Here is a 20,545-nt window from a genome sequence, read left to right as displayed (position 1 = left end):
TCCCTCCTACTATTCGACAAACAATGACAACTAGTTCTTTGTCCTCCAAAACAATAATGACTGACTATCCAGTTGCTTGTACCAACTAGTACTGGCTAAACCATTTCCTTAAGCTAGCTAGTGACCTGTCATTCCTCTTTAGTGTTATAATCAAGCCATCAAATGATCATTATTTGCCTTGAAAGGCGCTAGTATTGGTGATTGATCAAATAAACGTAAGGAGAAAAGAAATGGCTTACGAAGTGGATTTTAAAAATGTAGTGACGGATGGATTAGAGAGCTCTCCTGTTGCAGAAAAATTAGCCGGTCTGCGGGCAAATGAAGCGCGTTACTTTTGGAACAAATACAAATATGTGTATACCACCTCTCCAGCTGCTGAAAAGCCTGATTTGGTGGCACTGATCAAGCAGATCTTAAAAGAAGAACGGGATCTAGTTTTTGAATCACCCATTCTTGAAGTAGCACTTTACGAAGATGACGATCTTTTTTGGCCTGAATTCTATTATGAGAGTGGCATGGTCCTTAATTTACTCTATGAAAAACATGGAACCAGTGAAGGAAAGCCTCCGAAACGTGCAGTTGGTATCAAACTGTCGGAAGGGATGCCGGTTCCTGCTGAGCTAGAAGGGAAATTTAAATTCGCTCGTCAGCGTTCGAAACTTGCTGGCGAGATTCGCGGCTCATTTTTTGTTGTAAAGCAAGAATGGCTGTAAACTGTTGAAAGGCGTTAAAACCTGCTGCATTCTTTTTTTGAAGGATGTAACGTGTTTTAACGTCTTTTCTTTGCTTATCTTCCAGTGTAGAAGTTCAGACTTATGGTGGACAATATTTTTTCTCTGCTGTGATATATTTAGGCTGAAAAAATAAGTGGCTACCAGTTTATGGAGGATAGGATGGGAAAAAGAGCGAGTTATCCAGCATTGGATAGAATGAAATATGCAGGGGCTATCATGGTTATTATGATTCATTGTGATACCCTTATTCCTCAAGCGGAGACCAATTTTTTTATCAAAAATATTATTTGTCGTATTGCGGTGCCTTTCTTTTTTGTTAGCAGTTCATTTTTCATCCGTAAGGGAATGCAGATGAGACCGGAATATTTAAAAGAATATTTCCTGCATTTAATCAACTCTTACGTCGTATGGAGCATTCTTTTCCTTCCGATGGGGCTAGACTGGATTCATCAAAATCAAGAAGTGCCAATAGAACTACTTCCTGCGGCTTTGTTTGTTGGATTTGTCCATATCGGCACCTATTATCATTTATGGTACATCCCTGCATTTATCCTTTCGGTCATTTTTATAGTAAATTTGTTGAAACGTTTTTCATATCAAAAAGTGTTTGTCATTTCACTAGTTCTTTATTTATTTGGAAGTTTGGAGACCTACTATGGTCTTCTACCATCTGGTTGGTTTAAAGATTTTTTTGATCTGGTTATTAGGCTAACATTTACGACTAGAAATGGTCTGTTCTTTGGCATGATTTTCACGCTTATTGGCTTTTTCATCTATGATCATCAGGAAAAGTTATCCCGAATGGGAAAACATAGTTCTAGTTTTCTTTTGTTATTTGGAAGTTTGTTCGTGTTGGAAGGTCTGTTCCTTTCTCACATTCACAGATTGGACATGAATTTTATCTTGATGCTTGTGCCGTTGAGTTTTTTCTTATTTCTTTGGCTGCTCTCAAAAAATCCAACGCAGAACTCCTGCTTAAAAAAATTACGAGAACTGTCACAATATTATTATTTTATCCATCCTATTTGCATTGTTCTGGTGGAAGAGACTGGTAAAGCATTGAAGCTAAGCATGCTCTCTTCCGGAATATTGAGCTTCCTAACCATTCTATTCCTAACCCATGTATTTGCTAAGGTCATTATCCACATTCGCAGCAAACCGTTAAGACCTGCTTTGTTGTTAAAAACTCTGTTTGCCAGTATCGGACTAACCCTTATTTTAGCTGGATCCTTGTATCAGTTCAAAGTGAGCAGCGCTGTGATTAAGTTTGAATTCGTTCCCTGTATATGGGTCATTTCTAGTTTCTTTTCACTCTTCTTTTTTATGAATTGGCGAATGGTTCTTCCTGCAGTCAAGAACTAAGGGTGTTGTCTTGTCTGCTCCTCGGATCATTCCTTATTGAGAGAAAGAGCCGACAGGAGAAACTTTATGAGCTATTTAGCAGATACAGCTTGATGGGGTATTACTTAGTCTTACGCCCGAGAGTAAGTTGTCTGCAGCTTTTTGAAAGCCAACTTTTTATTCAAGCGCCAAAACATGTGTCGGTCTTTTTTTTAGAAAAAAATTATGAAAAAAAATTCGAGAAATCTGGGAATCTATCATAGACTTTTCATATTTGACAGATTAACTTTTTCGGACTGCGACTCCTCTTTTGAGATAGAATCACGGGTCATTCTTTTGTTAATAGGTTAAGTGAGAAATACGAGAGAAAAATCTCTCATTTTTATCACTGCTTCATAGAATGAGAACGGTTGAAAAAGCCCGGTTTGCTTGCTATTCTATTTTGTAAATCGATAGAGGAGGGCTGACAATGACGTCGTTACAAGAGAATCCTTTTTTGACTCGTCAGGATTACCAAGCGGCACTTGAACAAATCATGCAACCGTTGCGGGCAGCTATTTTGTCCACTGATCGTCCAGGATTGAATTTAGGTAGCAGCGGTGCTGTATATGATCAGAAGCGTGCAGAGATGGAAGCGCTTGTACGTCCGCTATGGGGGATCGCACCTTATTGGACAGCATGCCAAGATGATCCGTTGCGAGATGCCTATGTTGCTAAATTAATGACAGGAACCGACCCTGGCAGCGAAAATTATTGGGGAGAGATCACGGACTATGACCAATATATTGTTGAAGCAGCGGCATTGGCATTAACACTTTTACTACATAAAGAATATGTTTGGGAGCAATTGCCTGAAAGGAATCAACAAGCACTGAAAAAGTGGTTGTCACACGCATTAACCTGTAAGATTCCCAAAAACAATTGGACATTCTTTAAAGTGTTGATCCGGGTGGCATTGTATCAGTGTGGGGATCCATTGGCAAAAAACGAACTTACACAAGAATTAGCGTTGATCGATTCGATGTATATTGGTGATGGATGGTACGTAGATGGAAAAGTAACGCAACGCGATTATTATGTTGCTTTTGCCTTTCATTATTACGGTTTGATCTATGCGACTTTTATGAAAGAAGAAGATCCAGAATGGTCAGAGCGATTTATTGAGCGGGCTACTTTATTTGCGCAAGATTTTATTTACTACTTTGATGAAGATGGTGAAGCTTTGCCTTATGGGCGGAGTCAGATTTACCGTTTTGCTCAAGGCGCTTTTTTTTCGGCGTTGGTTTTTGCTGAGGTTGAAGCGATCCCGTGGGGAAAATTGCGGACCCTCTTATCAGCCCACATGCATAACTGGATGACCCATGATATTTTTACTTTCGATGGCCGCTTATCTATTGGTTATCATTATGAAAATTTAGTGATGGCAGAAGGCTACAATGCACCAGGCTCCCCTTATTGGTCGCTGAAAACATTTTTGGTGTTAGCAGTGAGTGAGGATCATCCGTTTTGGTCAGCAGAACGGATGCCAATTAAGCGAGAAAATCAGAAAGTAATCGAAAAAGGTAATCTGCTGATGGTTCATGATGAAGCAAGCCACCATCTCCTAGGGTATCCAGCAGGGATGATGATCGAAAACCAAGCCCATGCTCAAGCTAAATACAGCAAGTTTGTTTATTCAAGTAAATTCGGTTTCAGTGTACCAAAAGCGGGAGTGACGTATGAAGAAGGAGCCTTTGATAATACGCTAGCTGTCTCTCGCGATGGTTCTTATTTTCGTACAAAGGGCAATGTGATTAGCTATGGCTTGACCTGTAAAGGGGTCTGGTATCAATGGGCACCCTTTGAAGAAGTAATGATCACAACAGAGATTTATCCATTTGGTCAGTGTCATCTGCGGGTCCATGAGATCATAACGAGTATGCCGATAGAACTTCGCGAAGGTGGCTTCAGCGTGCCGCTGATCGGTCGGCAGCCCCAATCCGAAAAAGGAACGACTTGGAGTCGAGTCGTGGAGGAAGAACGGTCATCGCATATTGTGAGTATTGAAGGCTATGGACAAGCAGGGATCGTTCAACCGGAAGTCAATACATCTTTGTTTTTTCCGAGAACCAGTTTCCCGTACTTGTCCCAAAAAATCATGCCAGGTAAGCAGCGAATGATCTGCTTAGTCGGCGGTATTATAGCAAGAGAAAGCAGGAAAGGATAGATAAAAATGATTTCTATTTCATTGAAAAACAAGGATGATCAAGTCATCGTAGGTTCGATCGATCATGATAAAGAAGCACAACCTTTTCAAATTACTGGTAGTGACATGGCTGTTTTAGCAATCAAAAATTATACGTATGAACGGGGCGATAAAATCGTTGTAGAAGTGCAGGGGGACCAGCGTTATTATGTAGTTCAGTTGGATGAAACATTGGCACCGGCACTGATCTATTTGCCGCAATCAACATGGGAGTACACGATTCCTTTAAGCGAATCTGCTAGAAAAGCAGGAGTGGAAACAGCTTTTTCTTCCAAGCGGCATCATATCATGGTAAGACAAGCCCATTCTTTTGAGATCACGAATTACCAAAACCTTTCGTTCAATTCTCATGATCAAAAAGCAGATACCGGGGCATATCCTCATGCTTCTGCAAATGTAGAGACCCGAGATGATTCAGTCTTCTTTGCAAAAAATGCTATTGACGGAAAATACGGCAATCAATCCCATGGTTCTTATCCATTTGCTTCTTGGGGCATCAATCAGCAAGCCGATGCTGCCTTGACCGTTGATTTTGGCCGGAATGTGGTCATTGACTGCGTCCGTTTGTTGTTCCGAGGCGACTATCCGCATGATAGTTATTGGACCAAAGGCACATTGGTCTTTTCAGACGGAGAAGAACTTGTCTTACAGACGACGAATGCGATGGCTTTTCAGGAATTTCGCTTTCCCAAAAAGGAGACCAGTAGGATAACCTATGGGCAGTTGCAAAAAGCAGGAGATGATTCTCCTTTTCCGGCACTTACACAAATCGAAGTTTTTGGTTGGAATCGCTAAAATTATTTTTTGAAGAAAGAGTGTGGCATCTCAATGTTTGTGTGAGATTGTCCCACTCTTTTTTGCGAGAGTTGAAGAAGGAAGGTCGCTTTTTCTTTCAGAGTATGTTATAATGCTTTTAGTTAATATGTTAACAAGTTAAGGAGAGATGATTAATGCGTCTTCAAGAAAATAAGCAGCGCTTGCTGTCTTTAGGTGAAAAAGTGACGGATGCTTGGTTAATTGAAAAAATCACTGCCTTTATTCAACAGATTGAAAAAAATAGTCAGCGCTTCGGTACACAGTTTCCCTCCGCCTGTGGGACAAACGGCAAGTATCGGATCAAAGCGAATGATGACTGGACGAATGGCTTTTGGACAGGCATGCTCTGGCTAGCCTATGAATGGACAAAGCAAGAAGAATTTTTGACGCGTGCTATGGAAAATATTGCCAGTTTTCAAGAGCGCCTCGATAGGCATTTTGTGCTGGATCATCATGATATCGGTTTCTTATATAGTTTATCTGCGGTCGCGGGCTACAAAATCACGAGGGATGAACAATGCAAGCAAGAAGCGATCCAAGCAGCAGATGTTTTGCTGGCTCGTTTTCAAGAGAAGGGGGCATTCATTCAAGCATGGGGAAACTATGGTGATCCGAAAGAATATCGCTTGATTATTGACTCCCTGCTTAATTTACCGCTTTTATTTGAAGCAACAAAGCTTTCAGGAGATCCCCGCTATTTTGACGCAGCTCAAAAACATTATCACACACTGTTGAATACTGTGATCAAAGCGGATGCCACAACGTTCCATACGTATTACTTCGATCCCGAAACTGGTCAACCAAGTCATGGCGCGACCCATCAAGGGAATAGCGATCATTCCGTTTGGGCACGGGGGCAAAGCAGGGCCATATTGGGTATTCCATTGAATGAGAGCTACTTGCACACACAACCATTTCCCCAAAATTATGGTCAAATCGTTGATGTTTTTTTGGCACAGTTGCCAGCAGATCTCGTCCCTTATTGGGATTTTGATTTTAATGACCAAACACCTTCAGATAAAGATAGTTCGGCATTAGCGATTGCTGCTTGCGGACTATTGGAAGCAGCAAAAATGCAGGCTTTTCCCGATGCACAGTTACTGGCCAAAGGGATGATTTATCAGTTGGGAGAACACTATGCAGCAAGTCAAGTACCTGACAATGAAGGATTACTGCTCCATGGCGTTTATGCTCATGCCGAAGGAAAAGGCATCGATGAACCTAATCTATGGGGAGATTATTTTTATTTAGAAGCGCTGATTCGGTTGGCGATGCCTGATTGGCAAAGATATTGGTAAAGGGGAAGTCGACATGCAAACGTTTGAGATAAAAGAAGAATTTTTGGTAGATGGAAAACCAACTAAATTGATTAGTGGCGCGATCCATTATTTTCGCATGACGCCGGCGCAATGGGAAGATAGTTTATACAATTTGAAAGCACTGGGTGCGAATACCGTAGAGACTTATATTCCTTGGAATCTGCATGAGCCAGTGGAAGGCATCTATGACTTTGAGGGGATGAAAGACATCGTCGCTTTTGTGTCATTGGCGCAAGAACTTGGCTTGATGGTCATTTTGCGGCCATCTGTCTATATTTGTGCGGAATGGGAATTCGGCGGGCTACCTGCTTGGTTGCTGAAAGAGCACGTGCGATTGCGTTCAACTGATCCACGATTTATGGCAAAAGTCCGTTCTTATTTCAGTGTGCTTTTACCAAAATTAGTTCCTTTGCAAGTGACACATGGCGGACCAGTCATCATGATGCAAGTCGAAAATGAATATGGTTCTTATGGTATGGAGAAAGAGTACTTGCGGCAAACGAAACAGTTGATGGAAGAATTCGGTATTGATGTTCCGTTATTTACGTCAGATGGTGCTTGGGAAGAAGTGCTGGATGCGGGCACACTGATTGAAGAGGATGTTTTCGTAACAGGAAATTTCGGGAGTCATTCCAAAGAGAACGCTGCAGTGATGAAGGCATTTATGGCAAAACACGACAAAAAGTGGCCGATTATGTGCATGGAATACTGGGACGGTTGGTTCAATCGTTGGGGAGAACCGATTATCAAGCGTGATGGCCAAGATTTAGCTAATGAAGTCAAGGATATGCTAGACTTGGGTTCATTGAATCTCTATATGTTCCATGGCGGAACCAATTTTGGTTTTTATAATGGTTGTTCTGCTCGTGGTGTGTTGGATTTGCCACAAGTGACTAGCTATGACTACGATGCGTTATTGACGGAAGCTGGCGAGCCGACTGAGAAATACTTCCATGTACAAAGAGCCATTAAAGAAGTATGTCCTGAAGTGTGGCAAGCCGAGCCCCGCAGGAAAACATTTGGTTCTTTAGGAACATTCCCTGTGCAAAACAGCGTCTCACTGTTGGCGGTAAAAGACCAGATGATGACGGCCCAAGAAACGATGTATCCAATAACGATGGAAGAAGCAGGACCTGGTTATGGGTATATGCTTTATTCAGTAAACTTAAAAAATTATCATCACGAAAATAAGCTCAAAGTTGTGGAGGCCAGTGACCGATTGCATCTTTTTGCAGACGGTAGCCTGCAGACAATTCAATATCAAGAAAACCTTGGGGAAGAAGTGATGATCAAGGGTACGCCAGAGAAAGAATGGATTGAACTAGATGTTTTAGTAGAGAACTTAGGCCGAGTGAACTATGGCTTTAAATTGAATGGGCCGACACAAGTGAAAGGCATTCGTGGGGGAATCATGCAAGACATCCATTTTCATCAAGGCTATCGGCAATATGCATTGACATTGTCAGCAGATCAACTCAAAAAAATCGATTATACTGCCGGTAAAAATCCGGCCCAGCCTTCTTTTTATCAAGCTGAATTCACATTGACTGACCTCGCGGATACATTTATCGATTGCCGCAGCTATGGCAAAGGGGTGGTCATCGTCAACGGTATCAACTTAGGTCGTTACTGGCAAAGAGGACCGATTCATTCCTTGTATTGTCCGAAAGAGTTTTTGAAGAAAGGCACAAATGAGATCGTGATTTTTGAAACGGAAGGGATAGAAATTAATGAGCTCATCTTTTGTGAGCAACCACTAGTTGACTAAAAATAGAAGTAGAGTCCCGCAGATTACTCGGGCTCTACTTCTATTTTTGTTTTGAAATATTTCCAGTGCTTGTAGCTAACAATATACTCTGCGATACTGCCGTCCGCTAAATACGAGTGTTTGACTTGTTTGACTGCTGGTTCACGGAAACTTAACTGCAACAAGTTCAATAACTCAGAATCATCAGGAAAGACAATTTCATTCGTTTCAACCGAAGCAAGGGAGAAAAGATCAATCGCAAAGTCTTTGCGTACACGTTCATAGACACTGGCATATACTGTGAGGTCTTTAGCCACCGGTTCTTTCATTAGTTTTTTAGGTAAATGCGTGATGTGCACCAAAAAGGGAATGTCACCAAAAAAACGAACCCGTTTGATTCGATAATAGGATGCACTTGCAGCTAGACCTAGTTCCTTAAGGATCTCAGGCTGATTGTCTTCCTCTACAGACAATACTTTCACTTTCTCCTGATCGATGGAATGCAGTTCAATATCGGAGAATTTCACATTTTGGGATACCTTTGCTTTAGAGACAAAGGTTCCTTTTCCTTGGATCCGATAAAGATAGCCAGCGGTGGTCAATTCATTTAACGCTTTGACCGCAGTGATCGAACTTACAGAGTACATACGCTTGATGTCAGCCTCAGAATAAAATTTATCACCGGGAATAAATGTATGATTTTTGATTTCTTGTAATAGGTCTTGTTTGATTTGCTCATATTTTGGGAGCACAGCGGTTTCCCTCCATTCCAATTTTACTAGTAGATTAAGCATAACATGTTAAATCTTTTCTTGCCACTCAATTATAAGCGGAATTACTCTTTAATTACCATTGAAAGCGGTTTAAAAATAAAATTCAATATATTAAGATATTAGGTTTACGAATAACTTGGCATGTGATATAGTATGCTTACAGGGAGCATAACATGTTAAGTAGGGCGACCTGCTGAGTAGGAGGGAAAGTATTGGAAAACATTGTATTGATCAGTCATGGCGGCATGGCAGAAGGGGTCAAAGGCAGTCTAGAAATGATCGTCGGTCAACAAGAGAATGTTCATACCGTTTCTTTACGACCAGACGGGGATAATCTCCAGTTTGAAAATGACCTTAATGAAAAAATGAAAGCCCTTAACGGATCCACGTTGATTATCGCTGATTTGTTAGGCGGAACACCATGTAATGTAGCAGTAAAGAATTTTTTGCATGTCGAAGAAGTAGAGATCTTAGCAGGAATGACATTGTCTGTAGTCATCGAAGCAGTCGTCAATCCGAAAGCAACTATCAAAGAATTGCTTTGTCTGGCAAAGGAAAACATCGTTGATGTCAAAGCCGGTATGAATCAAGCAGAACAAGAAATAGAAGAGGAGAAACAAGAAGAACTGAGTGATTTCAGTGCCTATGCAGGAAAAGAAAACATTGTGAACACCCGGATCGATGAACGGTTGATCCATGGACAAGTCGCTGGTATTTGGTCTACCAGTTTAGGGACGCAACGAATCATTGTTGCCAATGATGAAGCAGCATCAGATCCATTGCAAAAATCTTCATTAAGAATGGCAGCTCCATCCACCATGCGATTATCGGTTCTTCCTGTCGAAACGGCAGCCAAAAATATTCGTTCTGGCAGATATGGCAGACAGCGACTATTTTTACTTTTCAAGAATCCTCGAGATGTTTTGCGTTTTGTAGAAGCGGGTGGACCAATCAAATCGATCAATGTCGGCAACATGAGTTACAAAGAAGGAGCTCGTGAAGTGACGAAAAGCATTCAAGTCTTGCCAGAAGAAGAACCAATCTTTGAAGCGATTGCTGCCAAAGGAGTAACTGTGACAGCACAACTGGTTCCCAACGATCCATCCATCGACTTTATAGAAAAATTACGAGGATGATCACGAGCAGTTCGTGGGTTCTGTTTATAAATAAAAAAATAGACAATCAGTCACATAAAGAGAAGTGTCTACGATTTATTTTCAACATTTTGAACCGCTTATTCGCTCGGATTGATTCTTACAATTAGGAGGAAAATTCATGCATTTAGCAATGTATCAAATTATTCTTATTACTGTTTATGCTTTTATTGCAATCAATGATTCACTTATTTCCAATACATTGACTCAGCCAGCGATCGCCGGTATGATCTCTGGGATGATCATGGGTGATTTGAAAACTGGTTTGATGGTCGGCGGAACGTTACAGTTGATGCGTTTAGGGATCGCTGCTTTTGGCGGCGCCTCGGTTCCAGACTACTTTACCGGTGCGGTATTAGGGACTGCCTTTGCGGTTATCTCAGGAAATGGTGCCGAGTACGGGATCGGATTAGCGGTTCCAGTGTCCTTGCTGATGCTGCAACTAGATGTTGTTGCTCGTTTCTGTAACGTCTTTCTTTTGCATCGAATCGACAAAGCAATCGATCACATGCAAATCAAAAGAATTCCTCGTTTAGTACTTTCAGGATCCTTTTTATGGGGATTATCCCGGGCTATCCCCATCTTGTTGATGCTGTTAGCTGGAGATGCTGTGGTAACTACGATTACTGAAAATACACCAGAATGGTTGATGACAGGCTTGAAAACAGCTGGTGGTGTCTTACCTGTTGTCGGGGTAGCCATCTTATTACGCTACTTACCAACAAAACACTATATTCCCTATCTGTTGTTAGGTTTCTTTTTAGCAGCTTATCTACAAGTTCCAATGCTTGGGGTATCGATTATCGGAATGATCGCAGCGATGTTAGTCTTTAAACGTGACAGCGAAAAAGGAACTGTTGCAGCAGCGGCTGCCGGAGATTTTGAAGGAGGATATGATGGCGATGAGTGATCAAAAACTGACGAAAAAAGAGTTGAACACGATCAGCTGGCGCTATATTTTAGCCAGTCAATTAAACTGGAATTATGAACGTATGATGAGTTCCGGTTACCTTTATGGGATCTTACCTGTGTTAAAAAAATTCTATGGTCATGATGAGACGCAATTGCAAGACATGATGCGGACGCATAATCAATTCTTTAACACGAATGCGATTTTTGGAAATTTGATCATGGGCATTGATGTTGCAATCGAAGAACAAGATGGTCATAAAGCCAAAGAGACGATCCTTGCGCTGAAAACCGCATTAATGGGTTCATTGGCAGGTGTTGGCGATTCCTTATTCCACGTTATCTGGGGGACGATTTTTGGTTCAGTTGCCGGAACGCTTGCTCAAAATGGTTCGGTTGTTGGTTGTGTCATCTGGATTATTGCCAATATTGCGCTTTTGTTTGGCCGGGCAGCTCTTTTACCGCTAGGATACAAGCAAGGAGTCAAATTAGTAACGACCTTGAAAGATAAGTTATCCGCCTTTACTAATGCAGCGACTGTCTTAGGGGTCACAGTCATCGGTGCGTTGATTCCATCAGTGGTCAAAGCGACAGTCCCATTTGTTTACAAAAAAGACGGTGTGGAATTAGTGATCCAAGATACGTTGGATGCCATCTTGCCATCCCTCGTGCCGATTATTTTGGTGTTGCTAACTTACTGGATGCTAGGACAAAAGAAACTCAACTCAACTCGAGTCATTTGGATTATTTTGATTTTATCCATCGTACTAAGTGCATTTGGGATTTTAGGTTAATAGACAGTAACAAGAGAGTAGTAAGTAGCTCAGACCATAGTTAGTGGTCTATGTGAAAGGTCTCAAGTAGTAATCAAGCTTTTTTCGCTTAGGACACCAGTGAAAGAAGTTTGACAAAAGTTGTTCAAGAGAATCAGGGTGCGGAAAATCGTTTTCTTCACTCTTTTCTCTTTTTGTTAATTGGTAGCGCTTTTATAGATGAAACATAATAAGGAGGAGCGAATGAAAAACGGGAGCAGAGTCGTATTGTTGATAGGCTGTCTCATTTTGTTAGGGGGAACTATTGAAGGAATACAGGTGGGGGCTGTCGCTGAAGAAGAAACGAGTGAAAAGCAGTTCGAACAGCCGCTGTATCAGTCCGATTTTCCCAATCAATTAGGCACGTGGCAAGATGTAGTCGGTAAAGCCGATAAAACCAGTAACAGCAATGGCTTAACGATTACGAATACAAAACAAGGTACCAGTTTAGAATCTGTTTCACTCAATAAAGACGCCGGAGAGCAATCCTCAGGTGATCTTGAGCTGACCTTTTTGTATGAAGGACAAGCTAATATTGGGCTTGTTTTTCGAGCTGACGATCAGCAAACAAGTCAATGGCAGTCATTCGCGTATAATCGGGATGGCCAATGGCAACTTGGTCAGCCAGGAGGAAAATGGCTCACGGCTATTTCGGGGCCGACACTAATTTCCGGTCAGACATACAAGCTACTGGTTCGCTATGAAGGCAAAAGCTTTCAAGCATATTTAAATGACCAGCTCTTCTATGAAAATGAAGAGGTACGTTATCCAGATGGTTCCTCGATCGATAGCGAGTGGACAGGTTATGTGGGGATTCGCTTATTTGGCAATCTATCGAAGCTATCTGTGGCATCCATGCGCAGCGGCAGCGTTGGCAGCATTCCTATCGTCGATCCCACGGAGGAATACACGCAATTACAAGCAAAATGGCAAAAACAACTGGTTTCAGATCAATATGATCCGAACGATCCAACAATAGTCGATTATATCCAAACGATCACCGCCGATGCAGTGGCACTCTATCAAACAATGGCTCAATCTGAGGATCGAACGACCCTCTGGCCCCTTGAGCAAGGGAATACTCCGTCTGCCGATTTGACGACCCAATTTACCAAATTACAAAAAATAGCATTGGCCTACGGCACAAAAGGCAGTTCCTTGTATCAAGATCCCACAGTGGCAGCAACGATTATCGATGGATTAGATTTTATGGTCACAAAAAAAGACTACGATGGAAAAAAATACCATGGAAACTGGTGGGATTGGCAAATCGGGATCCCGCAAAAGTTGATTAGTACATTGATGATTCTCGGTGATCAGATCCCAGCAGATAAATTGCAACGCTATACGGCCGCCATCAGCGGGTATGTACCAGACCCATTCAAGCAACTGTATACCAAGACGCAAGGATCATTTACTGATCTTGCGTTTATTCCCGACTTTGTTACTTCCGGCGCCAATCGAACGGATCTTGCTCTGACTGTACTTGGCCTAGGGATCTTGCAAAAAAATGCCGGGAAAATCACCCAAGCTACTACTAGCATAGAGGAAGTCTTTCGTTTGGTCACAAAAGGGGATGGTTTTTATAAAGATGGCTCTTTTATCCAACACAATACGATTCCTTATACGGGTTCATACGGAAATGTTTTGATCAAAGGTGTGGGTCAAATCTTAGCCATCACGCAAGGATCTAGCTTTGAAATGAATTCAGCTGTCATTCAAGCATTTGTTGAGAACGTGGATCAGGCCTTTCTGCCATTGATTTATCAAGGGGAAATGCTGCCATTAGTTAATGGGCGCTCTATCTCACGTGCACCAGCTAGAACAAAAGTCGGCTATGGCTCGTCAACAATCTACAATTTACTGATCGTTTCGCAGTTCGCACCTTCAGACTATCAAAAGAAATTCCAAGAAGCTGCGAAATACTGGATCAAAGAGAATCCAGACTATTACTTAACAAATCCTCGTGATTTCAACGACTTACAAATGACGAAACAGCTATTAGCTGATGATGCCATCACAGGAAATACTCTGCCGTTTATTGGTACGAAAATGTATGCTTCAATGGATCGATTCGTTCAGCGAACACCGAATTATATGTTGGGACTAAGTTTATATTCTAGTCGAACCTCATCATTTGAAGCAGGGAATAAAGAAAATAAGCGCGGCTGGCATACAGCAGACGGAATGGTATATCTCTACAATGAGGATGACGTTCAATTCAATGCTGCTTATTGGCCGACTGTCGATCCTTATCGTTTACCCGGTACGACAGTCGATACCGTACAACTTGCAGATGAAACTTCTGCCTTCACAGCTGTTACATCTAAAGAAAAATGGGTCGGTGGGGTAGCGCATGATGGTGCAGCTGCAGTGGGAATGGCATTAAACAAAGCTGAAACGAAAAACAACGGCACGGTTCTACCAATGAACCTGCAAGCAAAGAAATCGTGGTTTATCGTTGATGGACAAATCGTTGCTTTAGGGGCAGGTATTTCAGGAAGTACGACAGCTTCCATTGAAACCGTCGTAGATAACCGCTTGCTGAATGCTGATTACACCTATCAAGTCCGTTCGGATCAGGGAATCATTGACCAGCCTAAAGAAGTCAGTGACAAGCAATGGCTATTACTAGCTTCTGACCATTCACAGGCAAACATTGGTTACTATTTTCCTGAAAAAACATCCGTAACGGTGGTTCATGAGACGCGTTCCGGCAGTTATACTGAAATCAATGAAGCTTTTCCTAGTAATGAAAGGTATACAGGAGAATACCGCAAATTTCTGATCGATCACGGTAAAAACCCGGTTGCTGAACATTATGCCTATGTCACGTTACCAGGCATTGATGAGGCTGGATTGACTGCTTATGCCAAAGAAAAGCCATTAGAAATTTTAGCAAACACATCAGAAATCCAAGCAGTAAAACTCGACCAAAATGAGTATGTAGGAATCAATTTTTGGAAGAACACTGGCGGCACGATGGCAGACATCACCGCCAATAAACCATTATCGCTGATCAAGACAAACACAGAAGGAAAGACTACCTATACTTTCTCTGATCCTACGCAAACAACAACGACCATGACCTTAAAACTTCCAAAAAACTACCAGCAAATCATATCCCAAAGTGAAGGCATCACTTACGATGCCGCAACCGACTTATTTACGATCACTTTCGAAGAAAAAAATGGCGGCAGTAAGCAAATCGTAGTGGAGTAGAAGGCTAGAAGGTGGAAAGTTTTAGTTGGCAAAAACAATACGCGAAACCACGTGATTTTATGGCTGTTCGCAGGAAGAGATGCGAAATAGACAAAAATCCAGATAGGTACTAATACCTACCTGGATTTTTGTTTTCGGATCGATACTGGTTAAGCCTCTTTCAATTATCAGCTCCACAAACTGTTATATTCAGATTTAATTAGCAAGTCTAATAAAAGAACAGGTTATCAAATAAATTTTCAGGCGTTATTAAGAAGGTAGTGAGAAAAAATTTTTTGCTGAATAGTCGGATAGGTACTATTCTTAGGGAATTCATTTAATTCGTATAGCTCACTGATTTCGAATTTCAAGTCAGCACTTTTTTGCGTTACGTTGGAAACGAATACCATTCCATAGTCAGTTTTTAAGGGAGTAGACACTTCGTAATAAAAAACTTTTTTCAAAGAAAATATAGTTGCTCCTGTTTCCTCAGCTAGTTCTCTATGGGCTGCTTCGTATGCAGTTTCGCCATGTTCAATCTTTCCTCCGGGTATTTCAAGAGTAATTCTGTTTTTATGTCTTACAAATAGAAATTTGCCTATATATTTACTAATAATGACAACATATGAGAAATTAACTTTTTTCTCAAACTCGGAACTAGTATCAATGATAGTGACTTGCATATAATCTCTCCTTGGTAGTTTTCTCTGAAAGTAAGTTGTGTGGAATAGGTAGGTGTACAACATTCAAATTTGTAGTGCTCTGTTTCCTTAGTTTCTTATTACTAAAAATTAGGAATTTAAAAGTTTGAATTTCTCTTTCGAACTAGTAGCATAAAGTGACAAACAAACTAATTGTTCATTAAATCACAAAAAGAGAAAAAACAATTGAGTTTCAAGATTCTAGTTTATCTTGCTGATATGAAGAGGTGGCGGATAAAGCTATGATAATTAAAATCCTTCGTATCTGCCGTACCGATGATCCACAAATCTGTGATTAATTTATCTTGATGGTATTTAGTGTCATCCCATTTCTCTTTTCCGTTCAAGGCTTCTACATATAATGGTATGTAATTTTCTTTTTTTTCTGTACTTATAGACTCGCAAGGGAACCATCCCAAGATTTTCATAGTCTCATGGGTAGTATGATCTAAATAAACTGTTCCCCCATAGTGAGTTTCGTTATTATTTTTATCATAAATATAAAATTCGAAATCAGTGGTTAAGCTTGAAACAAGGGAATCTGTAGACTTGAGAAAATACCAAACCATGTCAACCAATTCTTTGCATCTTTGGTGATTAGGTGGTGGAGTGTCATTATGTTCTATATGATTTCTAATCTCCATAACTGTTTTCATTAAATAAGGACGTACAATAGAATAGCTTTCTAATAGCTCCAAATAACCTTTGGGTTTTTCTGGGAAATCTATTTTTTTTAAATGATATATTTCTTCGATAAGTTTCAGACGATGATTTATACTTCTTTTTAGATTTGTTATTCCATCAGTGAGATCAAATGGACTGTCATTTTTTTTAACCAAATCATTGGCTCTATTCCATATATCATATGCTCTCTGTTGAGTATCAAGTGAATGCAAGTTAGAGCCCGAACTATACCATACTGTATTTTTGAACAGAACATCCACAGATAACCATATCTTTTTGTTCAAAAGAACCCTCCTTTCTTCTGAAAATTGCTAAAAAACATATTAGCTCTTTTGATTTTCTTTCATTTTATTAAGAATAGTATACAAAATTAATTTTTATTTAAAAAGCAGAAGTTGAACATATAAAGTAATACGACTAATCTCAGACGATGATATGATAACTGTTTCTCTATAGTATCTTTTCTTCAGTAAAAGAACTTCAAAAGCAAAAAAGAACCGTGAATCCCTTTAGTATCAAAGGATTCACGGTTTCTTTTATTATTCCCACTCCACAGTTGCAGGTGGCTTACTCGTAATATCATACACGATTCGATTGACGTGTGCGACTTCGTTCACGATACGGACGCTGATTTTTTGTAAGACTTCCCAGGGGATGCGGGCAAAGTCAGCGGTCATTCCATCGATGGAAGTGACTGCACGGATGCCAACAGTGTAATCGTACGTACGGCCATCACCCATTACACCTACAGAGCGGATACCTGGTAGGACAGTGAAGTATTGCCAAATGTCGCGATCCAATCCAGCATTGGCGATTTCTTCTCGCAAGATGGCATCTGAATCACGGACGATCTCTAATTTTTCTTCAGTCAATTCGCCAAGAACACGGATACCTAGACCTGGGCCTGGGAATGGTTGACGCCATACGATGCTGTCGGGCATGCCTAATTGGGTTCCTAATTCACGAACTTCGTCTTTGAACAATGTGTTCAATGGTTCGATCAATTTGAATTGCATATCTTCAGGCAGACCGCCTACGTTGTGGTGAGATTTGATCGTTTGTGCTGTTTCTGTTCCTGATTCGATCACATCGGTATAAAGGGTCCCTTGTGCAAGGAAAGACACGCCTTCTTCACCGGCCAGCTTGGTTGCTTCGTCATCAAAGACATAAACGAATTCATTCCCAATAATCTTGCGTTTTTCTTCTGGATCAGAAACACCAGCCAATTTGGATAGGAAACGCTCTTTGGCATCAACTTTGATAATATTCAAGCCGAATTTTCCGCCAAGATTTTCCATGACTTGTTCGGCTTCTCCTTTACGCAATAGACCATGATCAACAAAGATACACGTTAATTGGTCACCAATCGCTTTTTGTAAGAGAACACCAACGACAGAAGAATCAACACCGCCGGATAGACCTAATAAGACTTTCTTGTCACCCACTTGTTCGCGGATCTTAGCGATCTCCATATCAATGAAGTTGTCCATTGTCCAGCCGCCTGTACATTGGCAAACATCGATTGCAAAGTGACGCAACAAATCATTGCCATATTCGGAATGACGGACTTCGGCATGGAATTGGATACCATACATTTTGCGCTCTGCATGTTGGATAGAAGCAATTGGACAGTCTTTGCTGGTGGCAACGACGTCAAAACCTGCTGGCGCTTGGGTAACTAAATCGCCATGACTCATCCAAACTGTTTGTTTCACAGGTGTATTTTGGAAAAGAGCAGCATCGGCAGAAGTGACTTCCAATTCTGCTTTACCGTATTCGCGGTTTTTGGCTGGTTCAACTTTTCCGCCTAATTTATAAGTAATCAACTGCATACCGTAACAGATTCCTAACACGGGGATCCCCAAATCAAAAATCTTTTCATCAATACCAAATGCCTTCTCATCATACACACTGTTTGGACCGCCAGAAAGGATGATCCCTTTAGGATTCATCGCCTTTACTTCTTCAGCAGTAATGCGGTGGCTCAATAACTCTGAGAAAACACCGAACTCACGAATACGTCGGGTGATCAGTTGATTGTACTGACTACCGTAATCGAGTACGATAATTTTTTCAACGTTTGGCATGTTGTCAACGTTTGTCACAATAAATTACCTCTATTCTTTTAGTTTTATTGAAAAAAGGAAGGTTCCTTTTCAACAGCATAAGGGTGAATAATGAAGCAGTCAATATTTTCGCAAGAATACTTCATCGATTGAATGGTGCTTTGTTTTATGGAGAATTATATCGGCTCTGCTGCGTGTAGGCAAGATATACTCGTGTAAATTCTTTAAATTCACATTTTTCCATACTTCTTTTGCCATTTTGATTGCTTCACCGCGGTCGCCAATCGCATACTGATAGTAATAATTGTTTGGTTTTTGAAAAGCCGTATCCAAAAGAGATTCAAAACGCTCTAAATACCACTTTTCGATCAGATCGGGCTGCGCATCCACGAAAATCGAAAAGTCGAAGAAATCACTGACATAAATCTGCTGGTTCGCGGGCAGCTGTAATGTATTGATTCCTTCAACGATCAAAATATCTGGCTGATTGATGATTTCAAACGTATCCGGAATAATATTATAAACTTCATGAGAGTAAACGGGGATCTTGATTTCAGATTCTCCAGACTTCACCGCGTTCAAAAAATTGATCAATGCTTCCATGTCATAACTTTCAGGGAATCCTTTTCGATCCAAGATCCCTCGTGCTTCTAGGACCTCGTTTGGGTACAAAAAGCCATCAGTAGTAATCAGTTGCACGGTGCGCCGAGGGAAAAGCCGGCTCAACAGGTTTTGAACCAAACGCGCCGTTGTGCTTTTACCAACAGCGACACTGCCGGCAATGCCAATAATGAATGGCGGCATTTTGACATAACGATGCAAGAAAAGTCCTTTACTTAACGTGAGAGATTCAAATTCTTTCATATAAAGGTGGATCAGATGGCACAGTGGCACGTAAACATCTTCGACATCTTGGACCGAGATGCGGTCATTCAAACTTTTGATATTGTCTAATTCTTCTTGAGTGAAAGGCATCATGCCATTGGTGTAAAAGCCTTGCCATTGCTCCCGAGGAATTTGATAAAAATTCATGGTTTCTTGCATGTTCGACTCCTTCATATAGAACCTGTCTATCTTTGCAGACCGGTACTTGGCCTTCAGAAAAGGCTGATTTTCTGTATCTGGTTGCTGCTCGGAAATATTTTACCATAGAAATGGCAGGAACTTATAAAAAAACCAGGAAAAATCGTATGCAAAGAAACGAAAATTATCTAAGATTCATCGAGGAAAGGATTATCGGGAGTTTACTTCTGCAGGAATTTCGGTATCATGGAAAAGAGTCAGCAAATGAAATGCTTTTGATTGTCAAACAGATAAAGCGAGAACTATCGCTAGTTAAAAGAAAAAAGGGTGAACAAAGATGGGAAATCACTATTATACAGAAAATCCGGATACCGCACATGATTTTGAGCAGTGGTCTTTTGAGTTGAAAGGGAAGAAATTTCAGTTTGTGACAGACAGTGGTGTCTTTTCGCGGGAGACAGTCGATTATGGCTCTCGTGTATTGATTGATGCGTTTGAATGGTCGGATTTGCCGGAAGGCGTGATTTTGGATGTTGGTTGTGGCTATGGACCGATTGGCTTGTCATTGGCTCATGCCTCGGGACGTCAAGTGGAAATGATCGATATCAATCAGCGCGCTGTCGATCTTGCCAAAGGGAATGCGCAACGCAATGGCATCGAAAATGTCGATATTCATGCTTCGAATATCTACGAAAGCTTAAACCGATCCACCTATGCAGCAATTCTCAGCAATCCGCCGATCCGAGCGGGCAAAGATGTCGTACATGAAATCTTGACTGGCGCTTTTCCGTTATTGAAGTCTGGTGGCACATTAACGATCGTGATTCAAAAGAAACAAGGTGCCCCCAGTGCCCAAAAGAAAATGCAACAAACCTTTGGTAATGCCGAAATCATCAAAAAAGACAAAGGGTATTATATTATTCAAAGCTACAAAGAATAAGCGCGCAAAGCAGACGTTTTTCACGTTCACAAGTAGGTTTACCTGTTTTTTAAAGACCACGATCATTTGCTAGGAGCTGC

At 41.1% G+C, this 20,545-nt stretch carries 16 protein-coding genes; 11 read left to right on the top strand and 5 right to left on the bottom strand.

Annotated features, from left to right (window positions below):
- Positions 1-230: 230 nt before the first annotated feature.
- The 6 genes from IGJ28_RS04025 to IGJ28_RS04000 all read left to right on the top strand — a co-directional run bounded on the left by IGJ28_RS04025 (position 231) and on the right by IGJ28_RS04000 (position 8,223).
- Positions 231-713 (top strand): phage tail protein, encoded by a 483-nt coding sequence (locus tag IGJ28_RS04025; protein WP_103300421.1) that lies wholly within the window; start codon positions 231-233, stop codon positions 711-713.
- A gap of 180 nt (positions 714-893) precedes the next feature.
- A complete protein-coding gene (locus tag IGJ28_RS04020) occupies positions 894-2,096 on the top strand; it encodes an acyltransferase family protein (protein ID WP_409531119.1) in 1,203 nt (400 codons plus the stop codon).
- A 448-nt stretch (positions 2,097-2,544) separates the two neighbouring features.
- Entirely contained in the window at positions 2,545-4,281 is a 1,737-nt protein-coding gene (locus IGJ28_RS04015; protein WP_438845196.1) for a DUF2264 domain-containing protein, read from the top strand.
- A 6-nt stretch (positions 4,282-4,287) separates the two neighbouring features.
- Positions 4,288-5,115, top strand: a complete 828-nt coding sequence (locus IGJ28_RS04010) for a hypothetical protein (RefSeq protein ID WP_081131068.1) — start codon at positions 4,288-4,290, stop codon at positions 5,113-5,115.
- 155 nt (positions 5,116-5,270) lie between these two features.
- Complete coding sequence (locus IGJ28_RS04005) at positions 5,271-6,434, top strand: glycoside hydrolase family 88 protein (protein WP_438845195.1); 1,164 nt, start codon at positions 5,271-5,273, stop codon at positions 6,432-6,434.
- A gap of 13 nt (positions 6,435-6,447) precedes the next feature.
- Positions 6,448-8,223 carry a glycoside hydrolase family 35 protein gene (locus IGJ28_RS04000; RefSeq protein ID WP_081131066.1) on the top strand — a complete coding sequence of 592 codons (1,776 nt, stop codon included), beginning with the start codon at positions 6,448-6,450 and terminating at the stop codon, positions 8,221-8,223.
- Positions 8,224-8,246: 23 nt separating this feature from the next.
- On the opposite strand, the gene IGJ28_RS03995 is transcribed toward IGJ28_RS04000, so the two are convergent.
- Positions 8,247-8,954 carry a GntR family transcriptional regulator gene (locus IGJ28_RS03995; protein WP_081131065.1) on the bottom strand — a complete coding sequence of 236 codons (708 nt, stop codon included), beginning with the start codon at positions 8,952-8,954 and terminating at the stop codon, positions 8,247-8,249.
- Positions 8,955-9,220: 266 nt separating this feature from the next.
- Between IGJ28_RS03995 and IGJ28_RS03990 the strand changes: the two genes are divergently transcribed.
- The 4 genes from IGJ28_RS03990 to IGJ28_RS03975 all read left to right on the top strand — a co-directional run bounded on the left by IGJ28_RS03990 (position 9,221) and on the right by IGJ28_RS03975 (position 15,072).
- Positions 9,221-10,111 carry a PTS mannose/fructose/sorbose transporter subunit IIAB gene (locus tag IGJ28_RS03990; protein ID WP_230321025.1) on the top strand — a complete coding sequence of 297 codons (891 nt, stop codon included), beginning with the start codon at positions 9,221-9,223 and terminating at the stop codon, positions 10,109-10,111.
- Between the two features lie 139 nt (positions 10,112-10,250).
- Complete coding sequence (locus tag IGJ28_RS03985; protein ID WP_081131063.1) at positions 10,251-11,039, top strand: PTS mannose/fructose/sorbose/N-acetylgalactosamine transporter subunit IIC; 789 nt, start codon at positions 10,251-10,253, stop codon at positions 11,037-11,039.
- The gene (locus IGJ28_RS03980) at positions 11,023-11,832 is read left to right on the top strand and encodes a PTS system mannose/fructose/sorbose family transporter subunit IID (RefSeq protein ID WP_252712547.1); all 810 of its coding nucleotides are present in this window, start codon (positions 11,023-11,025) and stop codon (positions 11,830-11,832) included. Before IGJ28_RS03985 ends, IGJ28_RS03980 begins: the two co-directional genes overlap by 17 nt.
- Before the next feature lie 222 nt (positions 11,833-12,054).
- Entirely contained in the window at positions 12,055-15,072 is a 3,018-nt protein-coding gene (locus IGJ28_RS03975; RefSeq protein ID WP_438845194.1) for a polysaccharide lyase 8 family protein, read from the top strand.
- 239 nt (positions 15,073-15,311) lie between these two features.
- Here IGJ28_RS03975 and IGJ28_RS03970 read toward each other — a convergent pair whose 3' ends face one another.
- The 4 genes from IGJ28_RS03970 to coaA all read right to left on the bottom strand — a co-directional run bounded on the left by IGJ28_RS03970 (position 15,312) and on the right by coaA (position 19,546).
- Positions 15,312-15,734: an NUDIX hydrolase gene (locus IGJ28_RS03970; protein ID WP_252712537.1), complete on the bottom strand. Its 423-nt coding sequence runs from the start codon at positions 15,732-15,734 to the stop codon at positions 15,312-15,314.
- Positions 15,735-15,958: 224 nt separating this feature from the next.
- Complete coding sequence (locus tag IGJ28_RS03965) at positions 15,959-16,720, bottom strand: hypothetical protein (protein ID WP_252712538.1); 762 nt, start codon at positions 16,718-16,720, stop codon at positions 15,959-15,961.
- A 255-nt stretch (positions 16,721-16,975) separates the two neighbouring features.
- A complete protein-coding gene (gene guaA, locus IGJ28_RS03960; RefSeq protein WP_438845192.1) occupies positions 16,976-18,541 on the bottom strand; it encodes a glutamine-hydrolyzing GMP synthase in 1,566 nt (521 codons plus the stop codon).
- Between the two features lie 81 nt (positions 18,542-18,622).
- Positions 18,623-19,546 carry a type I pantothenate kinase gene (coaA, locus tag IGJ28_RS03955; protein WP_003127932.1) on the bottom strand — a complete coding sequence of 308 codons (924 nt, stop codon included), beginning with the start codon at positions 19,544-19,546 and terminating at the stop codon, positions 18,623-18,625.
- Between the two features lie 316 nt (positions 19,547-19,862).
- On the opposite strand from coaA, the gene IGJ28_RS03950 reads away from it, so the two are divergent.
- Positions 19,863-20,465: a class I SAM-dependent methyltransferase gene (locus tag IGJ28_RS03950; RefSeq protein ID WP_156247572.1), complete on the top strand. Its 603-nt coding sequence runs from the start codon at positions 19,863-19,865 to the stop codon at positions 20,463-20,465.
- Positions 20,466-20,545 lie beyond the last annotated feature (80 nt).

Origin of the sequence: Enterococcus sp. AZ091 (assembly GCF_051714805.1) — a bacterium.
Lineage (GTDB): Bacteria > Bacillota > Bacilli > Lactobacillales > Enterococcaceae > Enterococcus_D > Enterococcus_D gallinarum.
This window is presented reverse-complemented; position numbering and strand designations above follow the sequence as displayed.